Consider the following 18,543-nt stretch of genomic DNA (forward strand, 5'->3'; position numbering starts at 1 on the left):
CGTCAGCGGGTGGGGTCGTCGCTGACCTGGATGAGCAGCTTGCCGAAGTTCTTGCCCTTGAGCAGGCCGAAGAAGGCCTCCGGAGCGTTGTCGAGGCCCTCGACGACGTCCTCCTTGTAGCGCAGCGAGCCGTCGGCGATCCAGCCGGACGCCTCGGCCTGGAAGTCCTTGTAGTGCGCCTTGACGAACTCGTTCTGGATGAATCCGCGGATCGTCAGGCTCTTGGTCAGCACGTGCCGCATGAGCTGGCCGGACCGGTCGGGCCCGGCGGGCAGCTCGGTGTCGTTGTAGCCGGCCACGAGTCCGCAGACCGGCACGCGCGCGTACGTGTTGAGGCGCGGCAGCACCGCGTCCCACACGTGCCCGCCGACGTTCTCGAAGTAGACGTCGATGCCGTCGGGCACCGCAGCCGAGAGATCGTCCTTGAAGGTCGGCGACCGGTGGTCGAGCGCGACGTCGAAGCCGAGCTCCTCGAGCCAGGCGACCTTGTCGGGGCCACCGGCGATGCCGACGGCGCGAGCGCCCTTGATGCGGGCGATCTGTCCGACGGTCGAGCCGACCGGTCCGGCCGCCGCCGCGACGACGACGACGGTCTCGCCGGGCTGCGGGTCGCCGATCTGCAGGAGCCCTGCGTACGCCGTGAAGCCCGGCATGCCGAGCACGCCGACCGCCGTCGACACCGGCGCACGCTGCGGGTCGAGCTTGCGGACGTGACGCGCGGGCTGCACGCCGTACGCCTGCCAGCCCAGGTGCGACAGGACGATGTCGCCGACGGCCAGCGACGGGTCGCGGGACTCGACGACCTCGGCGACGGTGCCGCCCTCCATGACCGTGCCGACCTCGACCGGCGCGGCGTACGACTTGGCGTCGCTCATGCGTCCGCGCATGTAGGGGTCGAGCGACAGGTAGATGGTGCGCAGCAGCACCTCACCGTCGCCGGGCTCGGGGATCGGCGACGTGGTGATCTCGAAGTTCTCGGCGGTCGGCTCCCCGTGGGGGCGCGAGGCGAGCAGGATCTGGGTGTTCTGGGTGGAGTCGGTCACCTGCCCGACACTACCCATGCGGCGTGGGAGGCCCGTCCGGCGTCGGCAACACTGGGGCCATGACGCAGAGCAGACCCTTCTGGCGCGCGATCGAGGCCATCCATTCCGGTGTCTACTTCGCCCCCGGCGCCAAGGAGCGCTACGAGGCACTCGGGCTCAAGGGCTATTGGATGGGCTACGTCGCGTCGCGGTCGGTGGCGCTCGGCACCCCGGGGCCCATCACCGTGACGGCCGTGTTCCACGGCTTCGCACCCGCCATCATCGAGCGGGCCGTGCCCGACGCGTGGTCGCTCGCCGACCGTGGGGCGATCCTCGCCGCCAGGCACGACCTGGCTCGTGACGCACTCGCCCCCGCCGTCGAGGGCTCCGACGTCGCGGCGCTGGCCCGTACGCTCGGCCTGGTCGTCGAGCGGCTCGACTTCGCGGGCAAGCCGCTCGCCGCGGCCCACGCCGACCTGCCGGTCCCGGACGACGAGGTGGGACGCCTCTGGCACGCGGCGACCGTGATCCGCGAGTATCGCGGCGACTGCCACGTCGCCGTGCTGACCGCCGCCGGCATCGACGGCTGCGCGGCCAACGCCCTCGCGGTCGCCACCGGCCTGGTGCCGCCCGAGCAGAGGACGTTCCGGGGATGGACCGACGACGAGTGGGAGTCGGCGATCGGTCGCCTCGGCGCCCGCGGCTGGGTCGACGTCAGCGGGCAGATCACCGACACCGGACGCGCAGCGCGCGACCAGATCGAGGACACCACCGACCGGGTCTGTGCCGCGGGCCTCGACCGTGAGGCGACCGCACGGGCCATCACCGCCGAAGCACCCCTCGTCGAGATCGCCCGTCGGATCGAGCAGGGCGGCGCGATCGGCTACCCGAACCCGACGGGCGTGCCGCGCCCCTGAGCGTGGGACATACTCGGCGGGTGACTCTCCGCAGATCGTTCTGGCACGCCGTCGAGACCATCCACCACGTCGTCTACTTCTCGCCGCACGCGAAGCCCGCGTTCGAGGGGATCGGGCTCAAGGGCTACTGGATGGGCTACTTCGCGTCGCGGTCGGTGGCGCTCGGCCGCCCGGCGCCCGAGGTCGTCATCGCGACGTTCCACGGCTTCGCGCCGCGCCTCGTCCACCGCGCACTGCCCGACGCCTGGGAGCGCGCGTCGCAGGGCGACATCCTCCGGGCCCGCTACGAGGTGGCCCGCGCGACGATCAGCCCCGGGTTCGAGGGCGTGGACGTGGCCCGGCTCGCGGCCGGGCTGCAGTCAGGCCTGCCGGGGCTGGAGCTCGCAGGGCGCCCCCTGGCCGCCGGTCACGTCGGGCTGCCCGTGCCGGACGACGACCTCGGCGCGGCCTGGCACGCGGCGACCGCGCTGCGGGAGTACCGCGGCGACTCGCACCTGGCCGTCCTGACCACGGCAGGCCTCGACGGCGTGGAGGCCAACGTGCTGGCCACCGCCGCCGGACTCGCGCTGCCCGGTCAGCAGCAGCTGCGGGGATGGGACGACGAGGAGTGGGAGGCCGGAGCGACCCGGCTGCGTGAGCGCGGCTGGATCGACGCCGACAACGCCATCACCGAGGCAGGCATCGCAGCGCGCACCCAGATCGAGGCCGACACCGATCGGGTGACCCTGGCCGGCATCCCCGCGGCGTCGGTCGAGGCCTTCGCCGCGGTGGCCGACCTGGCGGTCGCCGCCTCCAAGGGGATCGTCGCCAGCGGGGCCGAACCGACGCACTGATCCGGCCCCACCGGGCGACGCAGGCAGGTCAGGCGACCTCGACCTCGAGCGTGACCTCGACGTTGCCGCGGGTCGCGTTGGAGTAGGGGCACACCTCGTGGGCGACGGCGACAGCCTTCTCGGCGTCCTCCTGCGAGACGCCGCCACCGAGCTCGACGTGCAGCGTGACGGCGAGCTCGAAGCCGCCCTTGCCATTGGAGCCGATGCCGACCTCGGCCGTGACCGCGGAGTCGACGATGTCAACGCCGTGCACCTTGCTGGTGGCCTTGAGCGCGGAGTGGAAGCACGCTGCGTAGCCGGAGGCGAAGAGCTGCTCGGGGTTGGTCGCCCCACCGGCGCCGCCCATCTCCCTGGGCGTGCGGACGTCGGTGTCGATCAGTCCGTCGTTGGTGCGGACGTGACCGTTGCGGCCGTCGCCGTCCGACGTGGCGACGGCGGTGTAGACGATGCTCTCGGGCATGTGTGCTCCTGGAAATCGATGTAGACTAACTAGTACGTCCACCATAGAACCACGACCCTCCAACCCCGACAAGAGGCAGGTGCCCATGAGTGTCATCGAGATGAAGCCCGTCCGTGAGCGCATCCTCGACGCAGCGATCGAGCACTACTACGCCGAGGGCATCCGCGCCGTCAGCGCCGACAAGCTCATCGCCGCGGCCCACGTCTCGAAGGTCACCTTCTACCGCCACTTCCCCACCAAGGACGACCTCGTCGCGGCCTACCTGCAGAGCCGGTCGGACGAGGAGAAGGACGTCGTCACCGCGCGCCGCGAGGAGTCGCCGGACGACCCCGCCGCGGTGCTGCGGTGGTACGCCGAGATCGTCGGCGAGGCCAGCTGCTCGCCGGGGTTCCGCGGCTGCCCGTTCATCAACGCCGCCGCCGAGCTGCCCGGCGACGACCACCCCGGCCGCGCGATCATCAGCGAGCACCGCGCATGGCTGACCGGCCAGATCGCCGAGCTCCTCGGCCAGCTCGGCGTCACCGACACGGCGGTCAAGGCCGAGCAGATCATGATGCTCCGCGACGGCGCGATGGTCTCGGGCTACCTCGGCCGCGCGCCGGAGCAGGTCGCCACGCAGCTCGTGTCCGGCGCCCGCTCGCTCATCGGCCGCTAGGGCCGGCCGGCTCCCTCAGCGACGCTTGGCGCTGCGGTCGCGGGTGGGGTCGTAGAGGTACGACTCGGCGCCGCGCACGTCCGGCGCCAGCGCCTTGCCGACGAGGATGACCGCGGCCTGCCGCAGACCTGCAGCCTCGACCTGGTCGGCGATGTCGGCGAGCGTGCCCCGCAGGACGACCTGCGACGGCTGGCTCGCGTTGGCGACGACCGCCACGGGACAGTCCGCCCCGTACGACTCGGCGAGCTCGGCCGCCAGCACCCGGGTGCGCGTGATCGCCAGGTGCAGGACGAGGGTCGCGCCGGTGGCGGCGAACGCCGAGAGGTCCTCGCCCGCCGGCATCGCGGTCGACCGCGCCTGGGTGCGGGTGAGGACGACCGACTGGACGACCTCCGGCACGGTCAGCTCGGCGCCGAGCAGGGCCGCCGCTGCCGCGTACGACGGCACGCCCGGCGTGACGTCCCACGGCACGCCATGCGCGTCGAGGCGCTTGGTCATCTCGTGGATTGCGGAGTAGATCGACGGGTCGCCCGAGCAGAGCCGGACGACCTCGTGGCCGGCCGCGTGGGCGTCGACGAGCCGGGCCGTGATCTGGTCGAGGTCGAGGTCCTGGGTGTCGACCAGGTCGGCGCCGTCGCGGCAGTGCCCCAGCACCTCGGCATCGATGTAGGTGCCGGCATAGACGCAGACGTCAGCGGCGTTGAGCATCGCGACCGCCCGCAGCGTCAGCAGGTCGGCGGCGCCGGGCCCGGCCCCGACGAAGTGGACGGTCACGCGTCCGGCTTCGTGACGGCCCACTGGGTGATGGCCCGCGACGGCGTCCAGCCCGTGAACGAGCCGATCGGAGCAGCGTGCTCGACGTGCAGTCGGGTCAGCTCGCCGCCGAGACGGGCGTAGCGGTCGGTCAGCAGCGCCTCGGTCTCGAGCGTCACCCCGTGGATGACGAGGCGACCGCCGGGCAGGAGGGCGTCCCAGCAGGCGTCGACGAGACCCGGCTCGGTCGCGCCGCCGCCGACGAAGATCGCGTGAGGCGCCTCGAGGTCGGCCAGCGCCTCGGGCGCCTTGCCGGTGACGACCTGCAGCGCCGGGACCCCGAGGGTCGCGGCGTTGCGGCCGATGCGCTCGGCGCGGTCGTCCTTGGCCTCGATCGCGACCGCCCGGCACGTGGAGTGCGCGCGCATCCACTCGATGCCGACGGACCCGGCACCGGCTCCCACGTCCCAGAGCAGCTGGCCGGGCACCGGGGCGAGTCGCGCGAGGGCCGACGCGCGGACGTCCCGCTTGGTGATCTGGCCGTCGTGCTCGAACGCGTCCTCGGGCAGTCCGGCGACGAAGCCGAGCGGTCGGGCGCCCGAGCTGACGAGCTCGACGGCGATGACGTTGAGGGCCGGCGACTCGTCCGACCACGTCGCCGCGACACCGTCGACGCGCGACTCGGTCTCGGAGCCGAGGTCGGCGAGCACCGACATCGGGCTGCCGCCGTAGCCGGCCGCGGTCAGCAGACCGGCGACCTCGCCCGGCGTCGCACCGTCGGCCGACAGCACGAGCAGCCGCAGGCCGGGGGCGAGGGAGCGTGCGACGAGGTGCGGGTCGCGGCCGACGAGCGTGACGACCTCCGTCGACTCCGCCGACCAGCGCATGCGGGCCCGGGCCAGGGCGACCGACGACAGGGCCGGGACGACCGTGACGGCGTCCTTGCCCAGCAGGTCGACCAGGGTCGTGGCGACGCCGGAGACCAGCGGGTCACCCGAGGCGAGGGCGACGACGTCGTGGCCCTCGAACTTCTCCAGCAGCGCCGGAAGGCCCTCGACCAGCGGCGACGGCCACGGCTCGCGGATCTGGTCGGGCGTCTCCGGGAGCATCGCGAGGTGCCGCTGGCCACCCAGCACCACCGCCGCGTGGTCGACCAGCGCCCGGGCGGCGTCCGTCAGACCCGCCCATCCGTCCGCGCCGATGCCGACGACTGTCACCCGTGTGCTCACGAACGTCGACGATATCTGGCGCCGGCCGAACCCACCCCCGCGCGGTGCGTACGCCACCGTATGAGCGCCCAGATCACCTGAGAAGGTGGAATCTCAACCGCTCCCGGTCGAATAACGTTGCAGGTCCACCTTCGCCCGCGACGAGAGGTGGAAGATCCACCTTCCTGGGAGCGTGCGTGACAGGACCGCGCCATTGGCTTATCGTTTTTCGTTATTAGCGACTATCGATAAGGAATGACGTGGCCAAGAAGCCGAAGGTCGTTGACGCCCTGAGCCCCCTGGACGCGATCACGAGCGCGTTCGCGATCGTGATGATCGCCCTCATGAGTCTCGGCGTGGTCGCTGTCGTGTTTGGCGGCAGCTCCATGGGCATCGGCGAGGAGTCCGTCTGCGTGGACGCAAACTTCTCGTCCGGCGACGAGCCGACCGCCGACGACAGGGCACTCGCTCGCGAGGCGTTCGATCTCGAGAAGGGGGTGACGGTCCAGCAACCGGACACCGTCATCTGCCAAGCCGATCCGTCTCTCGCCCAGAGCACCCTGGACACGTTGTCGATCGCGCCGTCGTTCGTGGTGTTCCTCGGCTTCCTGCTCCTGACCCGTCGGATCATCAGGCATGCACGCCGAACCAGCCTGTTCTCGGCTGCACTGGCCCAGATAATCGAGCGGGCAGGCTGGCTCCTCCTGCTGGGCCTGCTCGCCGCCGCGGTCGTCGAGTTCCTGGCCGATGGCCTGCTCAAGGCATCGATGTCGTCGATGAGCTGGGTCAACGGCTCATTCAGCGTTTCCGTGGCCGGCATCATCGGCGCCTACGGGATCATCACGGTGGGCCGTGTCATGCTCCACGCCGCCTCCCTGCAGGCCGACTCAGACGCGACGATATGAGCGACCACCGCATCCGGATCACGCTCGACGAGGTGCTGGAGCGGCGGGGCATGACCCTGACGGAGCTCGCTGTGCGGATCGACATCTCGCTCGTGAACCTGTCGATCCTCAAGACCGGCAAGGCGCGGGCGATCCGTTTCAGCACGCTCACCCGGATCTGCGAGGTCCTCGACTGCCAGCCCGGCGACCTGCTCACGTACGACGGCCCTTGACCTTCTCTCTCCGCGCGGTGCGTACGCCACCGTATGAGCGCCGAATTCGTCCCAGAAGGTGGCAGATCCACCGCTCCCGGGGAGGACGGCAGCCGCAGCCGTTAGTCTTGCCCTCACAAGGCTCGAGGTGCCCCAACGCTCAGGTGACGGGGAGAATCGGGAAGCCGGTGAGAATCCGGCACAGGGCCCGCTGCGGTGACCGAGGCACAGACCCCGGAAGTCCGAAGACCGGCCTCGCGCCTGACCGGTGGTCGCAACCGCGCCCGCCGGACGTCGGCAGACGAGCGGGAGCCCCACATGCCACAGCACTACCCCTTCAGCGCTGTCGTCGGATCCGACGACATGGCGCTGGCCCTGACCCTCAGCACGATCTCGCCGGCCATCGGCGGCGTGCTCGTCCGCGGCGAGAAGGGCACGGCCAAGTCGACCATGGTCCGCGCGCTCGCCTCGATCCTCCCGCCGATCGACGTCATCGCGGGCGACCGCTTCTCCACCGACCCGCGCGAGGCCAACCCCCTGTCGCCCGACGGGCCGTTCGCCCCCGACGCCGACGTCGAGACCCGCGCCGTACGGCTCGTGGAGCTGCCGGTCGGCGCCACCGAGGACCGCGTCCTCGGCTCGCTGCACCTCGAGAAGGCCCTGTCGGAGGGCGTCACCGAGTACGAGCCCGGCCTGCTGGCCCGCGCCCACCGCGGCATCCTCTACGTCGACGAGGTCAACCTGCTGCACGACCACCTCGTCGACCTGCTGCTCGACGCCGCCGCGATGGGACGCTCGACCGTCGAGCGCGACGGAGTCTCGGTCGAGCACGCCGCCCGCTTCGTCCTCGTCGGCACGATGAACCCCGAGGAGGGCGAGCTCCGGCCCCAGCTGCTCGACCGCTTCGGCCTCACGGTCGAGGTCGCCGCGCCCCGCGACCCGGCCACCCGCGTCGAGGTGGTCCGCCGCCGCATCGCGTACGAGACCGACCCCGCGGCGTTCGCGGAGCGCTTCGCCGACGACGAGTCGTCCCTGACCGACCGCATCCAGGCCGCGCAGAAGCTCGTCGAGCAGGTCGACCTCAGCGACTGGGCGCTGCTCAAGATCGCCGAGGTGTGTGCCGCGTTCGAGGTCGACGGCATGCGCGCCGACATCGTCACCGCCCGCGCCGCGGCAGCCCACGCAGCGTGGAACGGCCGCACCGGTGTCGCCCGTGAGGACATCCGCGCAGCCGCCCGCCTCGCCCTGCCGCACCGTCGCCGTCGCAACCCGTTCGACGCCCCCGGCATCGACGAGGACCTGCTCGACCAGATCCTCGGCGACGACGAGCCCGAGCCGGAGCCGCCGCTCGACACCGACGAGCCCGGCGACGACGGAGACGGCCAGGACCAGGCCCAGCCCGAGGCCGGCGACTCCTCGCCGACCGAGAGCGACTCGTCGCCGACCGGCCCCGACTCGTCGGCCGACGCCGAGACGGCCGACGCCGGCGAGCAGCCCCAGGCAGAGCAGCCCCCCGCGCCGCAGCAGGAGCAGCCCGACAGCCCCGCAGGTGGCACCGAGGACGTGACCGTCGCCGCCCCGCAGCAGCCCTACCGGCCCAAGCTCTTCACGGTCGGCGGCACCGGCGCTGGCGAGTCCGGCCGCCGCTCGCGCGCGATCACCGAGACCGGTCGCCGCATCGGCGCCGCACCCCGCACGGGTGCCGGAGGATCGATCCACCTCACCGAGACGATCCGCGCCGCAGCACCGCACCAGGTCGCGCGCGGTCGTACGGGGCGCGGCCTCGACTTCCGCGCGTCCGACCTGCGGCTCGCGATCAAGGAGGGCCACGAGTCCAACCTGATCCTGTTCTGCGTCGACGCATCCGGCTCGATGGCGGCCCGCAAGCGCATGGAGCAGGTCAAGACCGCGATCCTGTCGCTGCTGATGGACGCCTACCAGCGCCGCGACAAGGTCGGCCTCATCACGTTCCGTGCCGACGGCGCCGAGCTGGCCCTGCCCCCGACCGGGTCGGTCGACATCGCCGCGACCCGCCTCTCCGAGCTGCCGGCCGGTGGACGGACGCCGCTGGCCGAGGCGCTGCTCAAGACCGTCGACGTCCTGCGCCTGGAGCGCGTCCGCGACCCGCGCCGCCGCCCGCTGCTCGTCGTCATCACCGACGGCCGCGCGACGTACGGCGACAACGCCCTCGCCCGCGCCCACCAGGTCGCAGCGCACCTCGGCTCCACCGGCGTCGCCAGCTTGGTCATCGACTGCGAGACCGGCAAGTTCCGCATGGGTCTGGCCCGTCAGCTCGCCGACCACCTGATGGCCGAGTACGTCCCGCTGGGCGAGGTCAGCGCGTCCGCGCTCACCGACGTCGTCCGGTCGGGCATGCACGAGAGCGGAGCGGCCTGATGCCCAAGGGTCAGCCGCTCGCCGTCCCCGACGACGGCCTCACGACGAAGCAGCGCCGCAACCGGCCGCTGCTGATGGTCCACACCGGCCCGGGCAAGGGCAAGTCGACCGCCGCCTTCGGGCTCGCGATGCGCGCCTGGAACCAGGGCTGGAACATCGGCGTCTTCCAGTTCGTGAAGTCGGCCAAGTGGCGCATCGGCGAGCAGACCGTCCTCGAGCGTCTCGCCGACCTGCACACCGAGACCGGTGTCGGTGGCCCCGTCGAGTGGCACAAGATGGGCTCGGGCTGGAGCTGGTCGCGCAAGGAGGGCACCGACGACGACCACGCCGCCGACGCCGCGGAGGGCTGGCAGGAGGTCAAGCGTCGCCTCGCCGCCGAGACGCACGACCTCTACGTGCTCGACGAGTTCACCTATCCCATGAAGTGGGGCTGGGTCGACGTCGACGACGTCGTCGAGACCCTCGCCAACCGACCGGGCCGGCAGTACGTCATCGTCACCGGACGCGACGCCGACCCGAGGCTGGTCGAGGTCGCCGACCTCGTGACGGAGATGCAGCACGTCAAGCACCCGTTCGACCAGGGCCAGAAGGGTCAGCGAGGCATCGAATGGTAGGCAAAGATCATCCTGCTGCGGTCAGCCTTCCACGGCTGGTCATCGCCGCGCCCGCCTCGGGTCACGGCAAGACGACGATCGCCACGGGACTCATGGCCGCGCTGAGCCGCGCCGGCCACGACGTGTCGTGCCACAAGGTCGGCCCCGACTACATCGACCCCGGCTACCACGCGCTGGCGACCGGCAAGCCCGGCCGCAACCTCGACCCCCACATGGTCGGCGAGCACCGCCTCGTGCCGTTGCTCCTGCACGGTGCCCGCGACGCCGACATCGCGATCGTCGAGGGCGTCATGGGCCTGTACGACGGACAGATCGGCGGCAACGGCTTCTCGTCGACGGCCCACGTCGCGACGGTCACGAAGACCCCGGTCGTGCTGGTCGTCGACATCTCCCACGCGTCGCGGTCGATCGCGGCGATGGTGCAGGGCATGGTGTCGTTCGACCCGTCCGTGCGCGTCGTCGGCGTCATCGTCAACAAGGCCGGCTCGCCCCGCCATGCCGGCGAGGTCGTCAGCGCCCTCGAGGCGACCGGCGTCCCGGTGCTCGGCGTTCTTCAGCGCGACGACGGCATCGTCGCCCCGTCGCGTCACCTCGGCCTCGTGCCCGCCGACGAGCGGGACGACGCGGCACACGCCCTCGACCGGCTCGCCGCCCAGATCGCCGAGAAGATCGATCTCGAGCAGCTGCTGGCCCTGGCCCGCACGGCCCCCGACCTCGACGCCGAGCCCTGGGACCCGGCTCGCGAGGTCCACCCCCCGAGCGATGCGGCAGCGTCCAGGCCGGTCGTGGCGATGGCCGGCGGCCGGGCGTTCACGTTCCGCTACGCCGAGACCGAGGAGCTGCTCCGCGCGGCCGGCTGCGACGTGGTCACGTTCGACCCCCTGACCGACGACGCCCTGCCCGAGGGCACGGCGGGCCTCTACCTCGGCGGCGGGTTCCCCGAGGTGCACGCCGCGGGACTGGCCGCCAACGCACCGCTGCGCGAGTCGCTGCGCGCCGCCGTCACGTCCGGCATGCCGACGGTCGCCGAGTGCGCCGGGCTGCTCTATCTCTGCAGCACGGTCGACGGCATCTCGATGGTCGGCGCCCTCGAGGCGGACGCCGTGATGACGCCGCGTCTGACGCTGTCGTACCGCTCCGTCGTCGTGCCGACCGACCAGCTGATGGGCGTCGCCGGCACCCGCGTGACCGGCCACGAGTTCCACCGCACCGCGCTGGTCCAGCCCGTGGAGCAGTCGACGGCGGCCTGGCTGCTCGACGGAGCGGGCCACGGCATCGGGTCGGACACCCTCAGCGCGTCCTACCTGCACACCCACTGGGCCGGGCACCCGCAGATGGCCCAGAGGTTCGCCGACGCAGTCCACGCGTACGTGCCGGGAACATCTGGTCTCGATACACCTGCTCGTTCCTCGCAGGCACTCGACCAGCGGGGCCCGGCCGACCGAGTGACCCCCGGGGCCGAGGGCCTCACCTTCCATGGGGACGCCGAGCTCGCCGAGGGCCTCGTCGACTTCGCGGTCAACATCCACGACGGCGCCCGCCCGGACTGGCTCACCGAGGCGCTGCGCACGAGCCTCGACGAGGTCGGCGCCTATCCCGACGCCCGGGGCGCCGAGCACGCGATCGCCCGCCGCCACGGCCGTCCCGCCGAGGAGGTCCTGGCCACCGCCGGCGCCGCCGAGGCGTTCAGCCTGATCGCCCGGGCCCGGCCGTGGAAGCGGCCCGTCGTGGTGCACCCGCAGTTCACCGAGCCCGACGCGGCCCTCCTCGCCGCAGGCCACACCCCCGAGCAGGTCATGTGTGACCCAGGCACCGGCTTCGCCCTCGAGCCCGACCGTGTCCCCGCCGACGCCGACCTGGTGATGATCGGCAACCCCACCAACCCGACCAGCCGGCTGCACCCCGCCCAGACGATCCGGGCGCTGCTGCGACCCGGCCGCGTCGTGGTGGTCGACGAGGCGTTCATGGACTCCGTCCCCGGCGAGCAGCACTCCCTGGCCGGCGCCCCGCTGCCCGGGCTGCTCGTGGTGCGCAGCCTCACCAAGCTGTGGTCGATCCCCGGAGTCCGGGCCGGCTACGTCATCGGCGGTCGCCAGCTACTCGACGACCTGCGCGCGCAGCAGTCGCCGTGGTCGGTCTCGGCCCAGGCCATCGCCGCCATGACGGCGACGGCGTCCGACCAGGCCCTGGCGGAGGCGGCCCAGCGCGCGACCCGCATCGCCCAGCACCGCGCCGTCCTCACCGACGGGCTCACCGAGCTCGGCATCACGTACGTCGCACCCGCCGCCCCGTTCGTCCTCGCCAAGGTCGGCCGTGGCACCCACCAGCAACTGCGCGAGGTCGGCTACGCCGTGCGCCGCGCCGACACGTTCCCGGGCCTCGACGACGGCTGGATCCGCATCGCCGTGCGGCGCCCCGACACGACCCGCAAGCTGCTCGCGACCCTGAGGATCGAAGGCCCATGGACCTGAACGTCACCGGCATGGATGCCGTCGTGGTCGGCGGTGACACGCGCGCGGCAGGCCAGGTCTCCGGACTGCTCGACGGCGGGGCCCGGGTCACCGTCATCGCCGCCGAGGCCACCGCCACGATCGAGGACCTCGCCGACCGCGGGCTCGTCACGTGGATCCGTCGCGACGTCGTCGCCGGCGACCTCGCGCCGTACGACCTGGTCCTCAAGGGACACCCGACGACGGCCGCCGACGACGACCGCATCCTCGGCACCGGCTCGGTCACCCTCGTCGGAGGTGGGCCCGGCGACCCGGGCCTCGTGACCGTCGCTGGTCGAGCCGCCATCGAGTCGGCCGACGTCATCGTCACCGACCGACTCGCCCCGCTCGCGGCCCTGAGCTGGGCCCGCGCAGACGCCGAGGTCATCGACGTCGCCAAGGTGCCGGGCGGACGATCGACCAGCCAGGACGAGATCAACCGCCTGCTGGTCGAGCACGCCAAGTCCGGCCGGCACGTCGTGCGGTTCAAGGGTGGCGACAACTTCGTCTTCGGTCGCGGCAGCGAGGAGCTGCTCGCGTGCCTCGACGCCGGCATCGCGACCCGGGTCATCCCCGGCGTCACGTCGGCGATCGCGGCACCGGCCATGGCCGGCATCCCGGTGACCCACCGCGGCCTCACGCAGGGGTTCACGGTCGTGTCCGGGCACGTCCCGCCGGGACACGCCGACAGCACCCTCGACTACACCGCGCTCGCCCGGTCGGGCTCCACGATCGTCGTGCTCATGGGCGTCCGCACCCTCGGCGCGATCTGCGCCGCCCTCGTCGCGGGCGGCCTCGACCCCGACACCCCGGCCGCGGTCGTCGCCGACGGCTCGCTGCCGAGCCAGCGGGTCGTCCGCGCGACGTTGGCGACCATCGACGGCGCCGCGGTCGAGGCGGGCATCGGCGCCCCTGCCGTCGCGGTCGTCGGCGACGTCGCCACGATCCCCGGCCTCGATGCGGAGGGCATCGCATGATCCTGTGGGTCCGCCACGGGCAGTCGACCTGGAACGTCATGGACCGGATGCAGGGCCACGAGCTCAGCCCGCCCCTGACCGACCTCGGCCGCGAGCAGGCCGCCGAGGCCGCCGAGTCGCTCGCCGATCGCGGCGTCGTCCGCCTGCTCAGCTCGCCGGCCACCCGGGCCACCGAGACGGCCGAGATCATCGCCGCACGGCTCGGCCTCGAGGTCGAGATCGAGCCGCTCCTGCTCGAGAAGGGGCTCGACGAGAACTACACGAACGTCCTCGTCAGGGTCCAGCAGATCCTCGACCGCGACCTGCCCGAGCACACCGTCGTGGTCAGCCACGGCGACACGATCGGCCTCGCGGTCGGCCTGCTGAGCGGCCAGCGCCCCGAGCCGGCAGCCAACGGATCGATCACCAGCGTCGATCCGGCGACCCGCGAGGTCAGCATCACGCGGACCCGTCGTTGACCGCGTGTGACCCCATCCCTAGGATGAGCGAAGCCACTCCAGAGGAAGCCGGTGAGATTCCGGCGCAGTAGCGCTACTGTGACGCCCAGATCGACGATCACGCGGCGGAGCCAGACCCGACGGAGCGGTGGTCACATCCATCCACGGGACGCATTCATCCCACTAGGAGCACCCATGTCGCAGGTCACTGCCACCCCCGAGGTCGAGATCCCCGCGATCCCGGTCGCCCAGCTCGCACCGTGGGCCGCGTTCGTCTTCCTCGTCGCCGCCATCGTGCTGTTCTTCATCAGCGCCGACCAGGGCGCCGTGTCGATCCCCTCGGGCACCGCGATCCACGAGTGGGTCCACGACGGACGCCACCTCCTCGGCTTCCCCTGCCACTGATCCTCACCCCCTGATCCGACTCGCCGGCCTCGGCCGCGGTCGGATCTTTGGGCTTTCCAGAACTGGACATGGTCATGACCCCACGCAACTTCCTGGTCCGCGGCCTGCTCGCGGGCTTCATCGCGTCCCTCTTCTCGTTCGCGGTCGCCTACACCGTCGGTGAGCCGCAGGTCGATGCCGCGATCGCCGTCGAGGAGGCCAACGCCGCCGCTCCCGCCGATGCGACCGCCGAGCACTCCGACGGCCACAGCCACTCCCACGCCGACGAGGACGCCGAGGCGGGCGGCACCGAGGTGTCGCGCGAGAAGCAGTCGACCCTCGGCCTGGCGACCGGCATCCTCACCGTCGGCACGGCTCTCGGCGGTGTCATCGGCCTGGCGTCGGCCTTCGCGGTCGGACGCATCGGACGCCTGCGCCCCAGCCAGTCCACGGCGCTCGTCGCCCTGGTCGGCTACGTGTCGTTCAGCCTCGTGCCGTTCCTGAAGTATCCCGCCAACCCTCCGGCGGTCGGCAGCGGCGACACGATCGGCGACCGGACGCTCTACTACTTCATCGTGCAGGGCATCGCGATCCTCGCCGCGATCGTCGCGGTGCTCGTCGCGCGCCGTCTGCTCGACCGGATCGGCACCTACCGCACGGTCCTGGCCACGGCCGGTGGCTACCTGGTCGTCGTCATCGTCATGGCGCTGGCCATGCCGACGGTCAACGAGCTCGGCGACTTCCCGGCCGACACGCTCTGGTACTTCCGCCTCGCGTCGCTGCTCACCAACGTCACCCTCTGGGCCGGCATCGGCATCGTCCTGGTCGGCCTGATCGGCCGCTTGTACGAGCAGGAGTCGGTCAAGGCCGCTCGTCGTGAGCTGGCGGCGAGCCTGTGAGCGCGCAGACGCCCGTCACCCCGCCGCTGGCGACCGTACGAGCCGCCGCGGCCGACCGTCTGGCCGGCCTCGCCACCCCGCCCGGAGCACTCGGACGGCTCGGCGACCTGGCCGTATGGGTCGCCGCGACGCAGGGCCAGGTGCCGCCCGTCCCGGTCGACCACGTCCGCACCGTGATCTTCGCGGGTGACCACGGGGTCTCCGACCACGGCGTGTCGGCCTTCCCCAAGGCGATCACGCCCGCCATGGTCCGCACGTTCCTCGCCGGCAAGGCCGGGGTCTCGGTGCTCGCGGCGCAGCACGGTGTCACCGTGCGGGTGCTCGACCTCGGGGTCGACGACGACCTCGACGGCGTCCCGGCCGACGTCACGGCGTTCAAGATCCGCCGCAGCAGCGGCGCCATCCACCTCGAGGACGCCCTCACGGCTGACGAGACCGCCCGGGCGATCGCGGCCGGCGAGGCCGTCGCCGCCGAGGAGATCGCCGCCGGCGCGCAGCTGCTCATCAGCGGCGACATGGGCATCGGCAACACGACCCCGGCCGCGGCCCTGATCGCCGCGTCGCTGGGCCTGCCGGCCTCTGAGGTCACCGGCACCGGCACCGGCGTCGACGGCGCCGGGCTCGCCCACAAGACCGCCGTGGTCCAGCAGGCCATCGACCGTGCCGCAGACCGCGTGGCCGACCCGGTCGACACCCTGACGGCCCTCGGCAGCGCCGACCTGGCGGCGGCTGCCGGCTTCATGGCCGCTGCTGCGCGCAGCGGCGTGCCGGTGCTGCTCGACGGCGTCATCTCGGTCGCCGCGGCGATCATGGCCGACCGGCTCGCCCCGGGTGCGGCGGCGTGGTTCGCCGCCGGCCACCGCTCGACCGAGCCCGCCCAGGCGTTCGCCCTCGGCAAGCTCGGCATCGAGCCGATCCTCGACCTCGGCATGCGTCTCGGCGAGGGCAGTGGCGCCGTCGCCGCCGTCCCCGTGGTCCGCTCCGCCGCGCTGCTGCTGGCCGAGGTCGCACTGCTCTCCGACCTCGGCTGATGCTCGACTCCTGGCGGCTTGCCGTCGGCACCCTGACGGCTCTGCGCGTCGGGCACCCGACCCAGGTCGATCGCCGGGTGGCCGGCGGGGCGATGCTGCTCGCGCCGCTGGCCGTCGTGCCGCTGGGCCTCGCGGTCGCCCTGGTCTGCTGGGCCGGTCGCGAGCTCGACCTCGCTCCCCTGCCCGTCGCGGCCGTCGCCGTCGGCGCCCTCGCGCTCGGCAGCCGCGCCCTGCACCTCGACGGCCTGTCCGACGTGGCCGACGGCCTCACCGCGTCGTACGACCGGGAGCGGTCGCTCGCCGTCATGAAGGGCGGGACGGCGGGCCCGGCTGGTGCCGCTGCCCTCGTGCTGGTGCTCGGCGCCCAGGTCGCCGCCCTGGCGTCGGTGCTGTGCGTGCCCCGTGGCCCCGTGGTCGCCGGGCTGCTGGTCTGCGTCTCGCGGGGCACCCTCGCCCTGGTGTGCGCTCGGGGCGTTCCGGGAGCTCGTGCCGACGGGCTCGGATCGACCTACGTCGGCTCGGTCCGACCGATCGCCACGGTGCTGACCTGGCTGGTCCTGGCCGCCGCGTGCATCGCCGCCTTCGCCTGGGCCGACCTCTGCTGGTGGCGCGGGGCGATCGTCGCCGCCGTCGGCCTGGCCGTCGCCGCGGTCGTCGTCTGGCGCTGCGTGCGTCGCTTCGGCGGGGTGACCGGCGACGTGTTCGGCGCCTCGATCGAGCTGTCGCTCGCGGCGATGCTGGTGGCGGCCTCGTGAGCGACGCCCAGCCCGAGCCCACCGAGCCCACCCAGCCCGAGCCCACGGTGCTCGTCGAGCGCCGCGGACGCCTCGGCGTCCTGGTCCTCAACCGACCCCGCGCGATCAATGCCCTCGACCTCGAGATGGTCCGGCTGATGCAGCACGCCCTCGACGCGTGGGCGACCGACGACGACGTGACGACGATCCTCGTGACCGGCAGCGGCGACCGCGGCCTGTGCGCCGGCGGCGACCTGCAGGGCATGTATCGCTCCGCCCGCGAGGGCACGACCGAGTCGGTCGACTTCTGGCGCGAGGAGTACGTCCTCGACCACACCGTCGCGACCTACGCCAAGCCCGTCGTCGCCCTGATGGACGGCATCGTCCTCGGCGGCGGCGTCGGCGTCTCCGCGCACGCGTCGCACCGCGTCGTGACCGAGCGGACGTCGGTCGGCATGCCCGAGACCCGCATCGGCTTCGTGCCCGACGTCGGTGGGCCGTGGCTGCTGTCGCGAGCCCCCGGCGAGCTCGGCACGCACCTGGCCCTGACCGCTGCCAACGCCGACGGCGCCGACACGATCGCGCTGGGCATGGCCGACGTCATGGTGCCGAGCGAGCGGCTGGCCGCGCTCGAGGCCGCGCTCGAGGGCGAGGACCCCGACACCGCCCTCGCCCGCCTGTCGGTCGATCCCCCCGCGTCTGCCCTGGCAGCACGGCGCTCGTGGGTCGACGCGGCCTATGCGGGCGACGACGTGCTCGCGATCGTCGAACGGCTCCGGTCGTCAGACGTCGAGGACGCTCACCGCGCCGCTGACGAGATCGAGGCCAGGTCGCCCACCGCCGTCACCCTGACCCTCGCGGCGCTGCGCCGGGCTGCGACCCTGCCCGACCTGCGCACGGCGCTCGACCAGGACCTCGCGGTGTCGACGTTCCTGCTCGACGTCCCCGACATGGCCGAGGGCATCCGTGCCCAGGTCATCGACAAGGACCGGTCACCCCGGTGGGACCCGCCGTCCCTCGCCGAGGTCGACGTCGCGGCCTTCGACCACCTGTTCGCCTGATCGGGTCAGAGGCGCAGGGCGCGACCGGCGACGACCAGCAGCACGTCGTCGCACTCCTGGGCGACCCGCTGGTTGACGATGCCGAGCAGGTCGCGGAACACCCGGCCGGAGCGGTGCTCGGGCACGACGCTCATGCCGACCTCGTTGGTGACGGCCACGACCGTGCCGTCGTGCTCGGCGATCGCCTCGACGGTGTCGGCAAGGCGATCGAGCAGCACCGGCTCCCAGTCGTCACGGACCTGGTCCCAGCCGTCGAGCTCGTCGATGACCGACGTGAGCCACGTGCCGAGGCAGTCGATCAGCACCGCACCGTCGGCGCCGCGCACCGCCGCCGCGAGGTCGTGGGTCTCGATCGTGTCCCAGTGGTCGGGGCGCCTGGCCCGGTGGATCGCCACGCGGGCAGCCCACTCCGGGTCGAGGTCGACGTCGGGCTCCGGGCCCGGCGCGACGTACGTGACGCGCGGCGCTGCGACGAGCAGCGACTCCGCGTGGAACGACTTGCCCGAGCGCACACCGCCCGTGACCAGAACCTTCATGCCACCTCGCTAGTGTCGTGACGAGACTACCGCCAGAGGA

20 protein-coding genes, 1 pseudogene and 1 riboswitch are annotated in these 18,543 nt (G+C 72.6%); of the genes and pseudogenes, 16 read left to right on the forward strand and 5 right to left on the reverse strand.

Features of this window, described 5'->3' with window-relative positions:
* Nucleotides 1-2: 2 nt before the first annotated feature.
* On the reverse strand, nucleotides 3-1,043 hold the full coding sequence (gene curA, locus HQK15_RS02215; protein WP_367649035.1) for an NADPH-dependent curcumin/dihydrocurcumin reductase: 1,041 nt from the start codon (nucleotides 1,041-1,043) through the stop codon (nucleotides 3-5).
* Nucleotides 1,044-1,102: 59 nt separating this feature from the next.
* Between curA and HQK15_RS02220 the strand changes: the two genes are divergently transcribed.
* Nucleotides 1,103-1,939, forward strand: coding sequence for an SCO6745 family protein (locus HQK15_RS02220; RefSeq protein WP_173489794.1), 837 nt, complete (start codon nucleotides 1,103-1,105; stop codon nucleotides 1,937-1,939).
* Between the two features lie 20 nt (nucleotides 1,940-1,959).
* The gene (locus HQK15_RS02225) at nucleotides 1,960-2,772 is read left to right on the forward strand and encodes an SCO6745 family protein (RefSeq protein WP_173489795.1); all 813 of its coding nucleotides are present in this window, start codon (nucleotides 1,960-1,962) and stop codon (nucleotides 2,770-2,772) included.
* A gap of 28 nt (nucleotides 2,773-2,800) precedes the next feature.
* Here HQK15_RS02225 and HQK15_RS02230 read toward each other — a convergent pair whose 3' ends face one another.
* Complete coding sequence (locus HQK15_RS02230; protein WP_173489796.1) at nucleotides 2,801-3,232, reverse strand: organic hydroperoxide resistance protein; 432 nt, start codon at nucleotides 3,230-3,232, stop codon at nucleotides 2,801-2,803.
* An 85-nt stretch (nucleotides 3,233-3,317) separates the two neighbouring features.
* Between HQK15_RS02230 and HQK15_RS02235 the strand changes: the two genes are divergently transcribed.
* Complete coding sequence (locus tag HQK15_RS02235) at nucleotides 3,318-3,887, forward strand: TetR/AcrR family transcriptional regulator (protein WP_173489797.1); 570 nt, start codon at nucleotides 3,318-3,320, stop codon at nucleotides 3,885-3,887.
* A 15-nt stretch (nucleotides 3,888-3,902) separates the two neighbouring features.
* On the opposite strand, the gene cobM is transcribed toward HQK15_RS02235, so the two are convergent.
* Both cobM and cbiE read right to left on the reverse strand, forming a co-directional pair.
* Entirely contained in the window at nucleotides 3,903-4,661 is a 759-nt protein-coding gene (cobM, locus tag HQK15_RS02240; RefSeq protein ID WP_173489798.1) for a precorrin-4 C(11)-methyltransferase, read from the reverse strand.
* Nucleotides 4,658-5,869 carry a precorrin-6y C5,15-methyltransferase (decarboxylating) subunit CbiE gene (cbiE, locus tag HQK15_RS02245; RefSeq protein WP_173489799.1) on the reverse strand — a complete coding sequence of 404 codons (1,212 nt, stop codon included), beginning with the start codon at nucleotides 5,867-5,869 and terminating at the stop codon, nucleotides 4,658-4,660. The genes cobM and cbiE overlap by 4 nt, the downstream gene beginning before the upstream one ends.
* 239 nt (nucleotides 5,870-6,108) lie before the next feature.
* On the opposite strand from cbiE, the gene HQK15_RS02250 reads away from it, so the two are divergent.
* The 13 genes and pseudogenes from HQK15_RS02250 to HQK15_RS02305 all read left to right on the forward strand — a co-directional run bounded on the left by HQK15_RS02250 (nucleotide 6,109) and on the right by HQK15_RS02305 (nucleotide 17,967).
* Complete coding sequence (locus tag HQK15_RS02250) at nucleotides 6,109-6,753, forward strand: DUF2975 domain-containing protein (RefSeq protein ID WP_173489800.1); 645 nt, start codon at nucleotides 6,109-6,111, stop codon at nucleotides 6,751-6,753.
* Nucleotides 6,750-6,965: a helix-turn-helix domain-containing protein gene (locus HQK15_RS02255; protein ID WP_173489801.1), complete on the forward strand. Its 216-nt coding sequence runs from the start codon at nucleotides 6,750-6,752 to the stop codon at nucleotides 6,963-6,965. The genes HQK15_RS02250 and HQK15_RS02255 overlap by 4 nt, the downstream gene beginning before the upstream one ends.
* Nucleotides 6,966-7,073: 108 nt before the next feature.
* Nucleotides 7,074-7,216: riboswitch (cobalamin riboswitch) on the forward strand.
* 46 nt (nucleotides 7,217-7,262) lie between these two features.
* The gene (locus HQK15_RS02260) at nucleotides 7,263-9,341 is read left to right on the forward strand and encodes a magnesium chelatase subunit D family protein (protein WP_173489802.1); all 2,079 of its coding nucleotides are present in this window, start codon (nucleotides 7,263-7,265) and stop codon (nucleotides 9,339-9,341) included.
* Nucleotides 9,341-9,955: a cob(I)yrinic acid a,c-diamide adenosyltransferase gene (gene cobO, locus HQK15_RS02265; RefSeq protein WP_173489803.1), complete on the forward strand. Its 615-nt coding sequence runs from the start codon at nucleotides 9,341-9,343 to the stop codon at nucleotides 9,953-9,955. Before HQK15_RS02260 ends, cobO begins: the two co-directional genes overlap by 1 nt.
* On the forward strand, nucleotides 9,949-12,426 hold the full coding sequence (cobBC, locus tag HQK15_RS02270; RefSeq protein ID WP_173489804.1) for a bifunctional hydrogenobyrinic acid a,c-diamide synthase/histidinol phosphate aminotransferase CobBC: 2,478 nt from the start codon (nucleotides 9,949-9,951) through the stop codon (nucleotides 12,424-12,426). The genes cobO and cobBC overlap by 7 nt, the downstream gene beginning before the upstream one ends.
* Before the next feature lie 11 nt (nucleotides 12,427-12,437).
* Nucleotides 12,438-12,572 (forward strand): annotated as a pseudogene (locus HQK15_RS18950) (NAD(P)-dependent oxidoreductase); the annotation flags it as partial.
* A gap of 96 nt (nucleotides 12,573-12,668) precedes the next feature.
* Nucleotides 12,669-13,421: a uroporphyrinogen-III C-methyltransferase gene (gene cobA / locus HQK15_RS02275; RefSeq protein WP_367649115.1), complete on the forward strand. Its 753-nt coding sequence runs from the start codon at nucleotides 12,669-12,671 to the stop codon at nucleotides 13,419-13,421.
* Nucleotides 13,418-13,879, forward strand: a complete 462-nt coding sequence (locus tag HQK15_RS02280) for a histidine phosphatase family protein (protein WP_173489806.1) — start codon at nucleotides 13,418-13,420, stop codon at nucleotides 13,877-13,879. The genes cobA and HQK15_RS02280 overlap by 4 nt, the downstream gene beginning before the upstream one ends.
* A gap of 174 nt (nucleotides 13,880-14,053) precedes the next feature.
* On the forward strand, nucleotides 14,054-14,263 hold the full coding sequence (locus HQK15_RS02285) for a CbtB domain-containing protein (RefSeq protein WP_173489807.1): 210 nt from the start codon (nucleotides 14,054-14,056) through the stop codon (nucleotides 14,261-14,263).
* A gap of 74 nt (nucleotides 14,264-14,337) precedes the next feature.
* Nucleotides 14,338-15,141, forward strand: coding sequence for a CbtA family protein (locus HQK15_RS02290; RefSeq protein WP_173489808.1), 804 nt, complete (start codon nucleotides 14,338-14,340; stop codon nucleotides 15,139-15,141).
* Nucleotides 15,138-16,172, forward strand: a complete 1,035-nt coding sequence (cobT, locus tag HQK15_RS02295) for a nicotinate-nucleotide--dimethylbenzimidazole phosphoribosyltransferase (protein WP_173489809.1) — start codon at nucleotides 15,138-15,140, stop codon at nucleotides 16,170-16,172. The genes HQK15_RS02290 and cobT overlap by 4 nt, the downstream gene beginning before the upstream one ends.
* Nucleotides 16,172-16,927, forward strand: a complete 756-nt coding sequence (locus HQK15_RS02300) for an adenosylcobinamide-GDP ribazoletransferase (protein WP_217361321.1) — start codon at nucleotides 16,172-16,174, stop codon at nucleotides 16,925-16,927. The genes cobT and HQK15_RS02300 overlap by 1 nt, the downstream gene beginning before the upstream one ends.
* Nucleotides 16,924-17,967, forward strand: a complete 1,044-nt coding sequence (locus tag HQK15_RS02305) for an enoyl-CoA hydratase/isomerase family protein (protein ID WP_173489810.1) — start codon at nucleotides 16,924-16,926, stop codon at nucleotides 17,965-17,967. Before HQK15_RS02300 ends, HQK15_RS02305 begins: the two co-directional genes overlap by 4 nt.
* 5 nt (nucleotides 17,968-17,972) lie before the next feature.
* On the opposite strand, the gene HQK15_RS02310 is transcribed toward HQK15_RS02305, so the two are convergent.
* A complete protein-coding gene (locus HQK15_RS02310) occupies nucleotides 17,973-18,503 on the reverse strand; it encodes a bifunctional adenosylcobinamide kinase/adenosylcobinamide-phosphate guanylyltransferase (RefSeq protein ID WP_173489811.1) in 531 nt (176 codons plus the stop codon).
* Nucleotides 18,504-18,543 lie beyond the last annotated feature (40 nt).

Origin of the sequence: Aeromicrobium stalagmiti (assembly GCF_013283745.1) — a bacterium.
In the GTDB taxonomy this organism is placed as follows: Bacteria; Actinomycetota; Actinomycetes; order Propionibacteriales; family Nocardioidaceae; genus Aeromicrobium; species Aeromicrobium stalagmiti.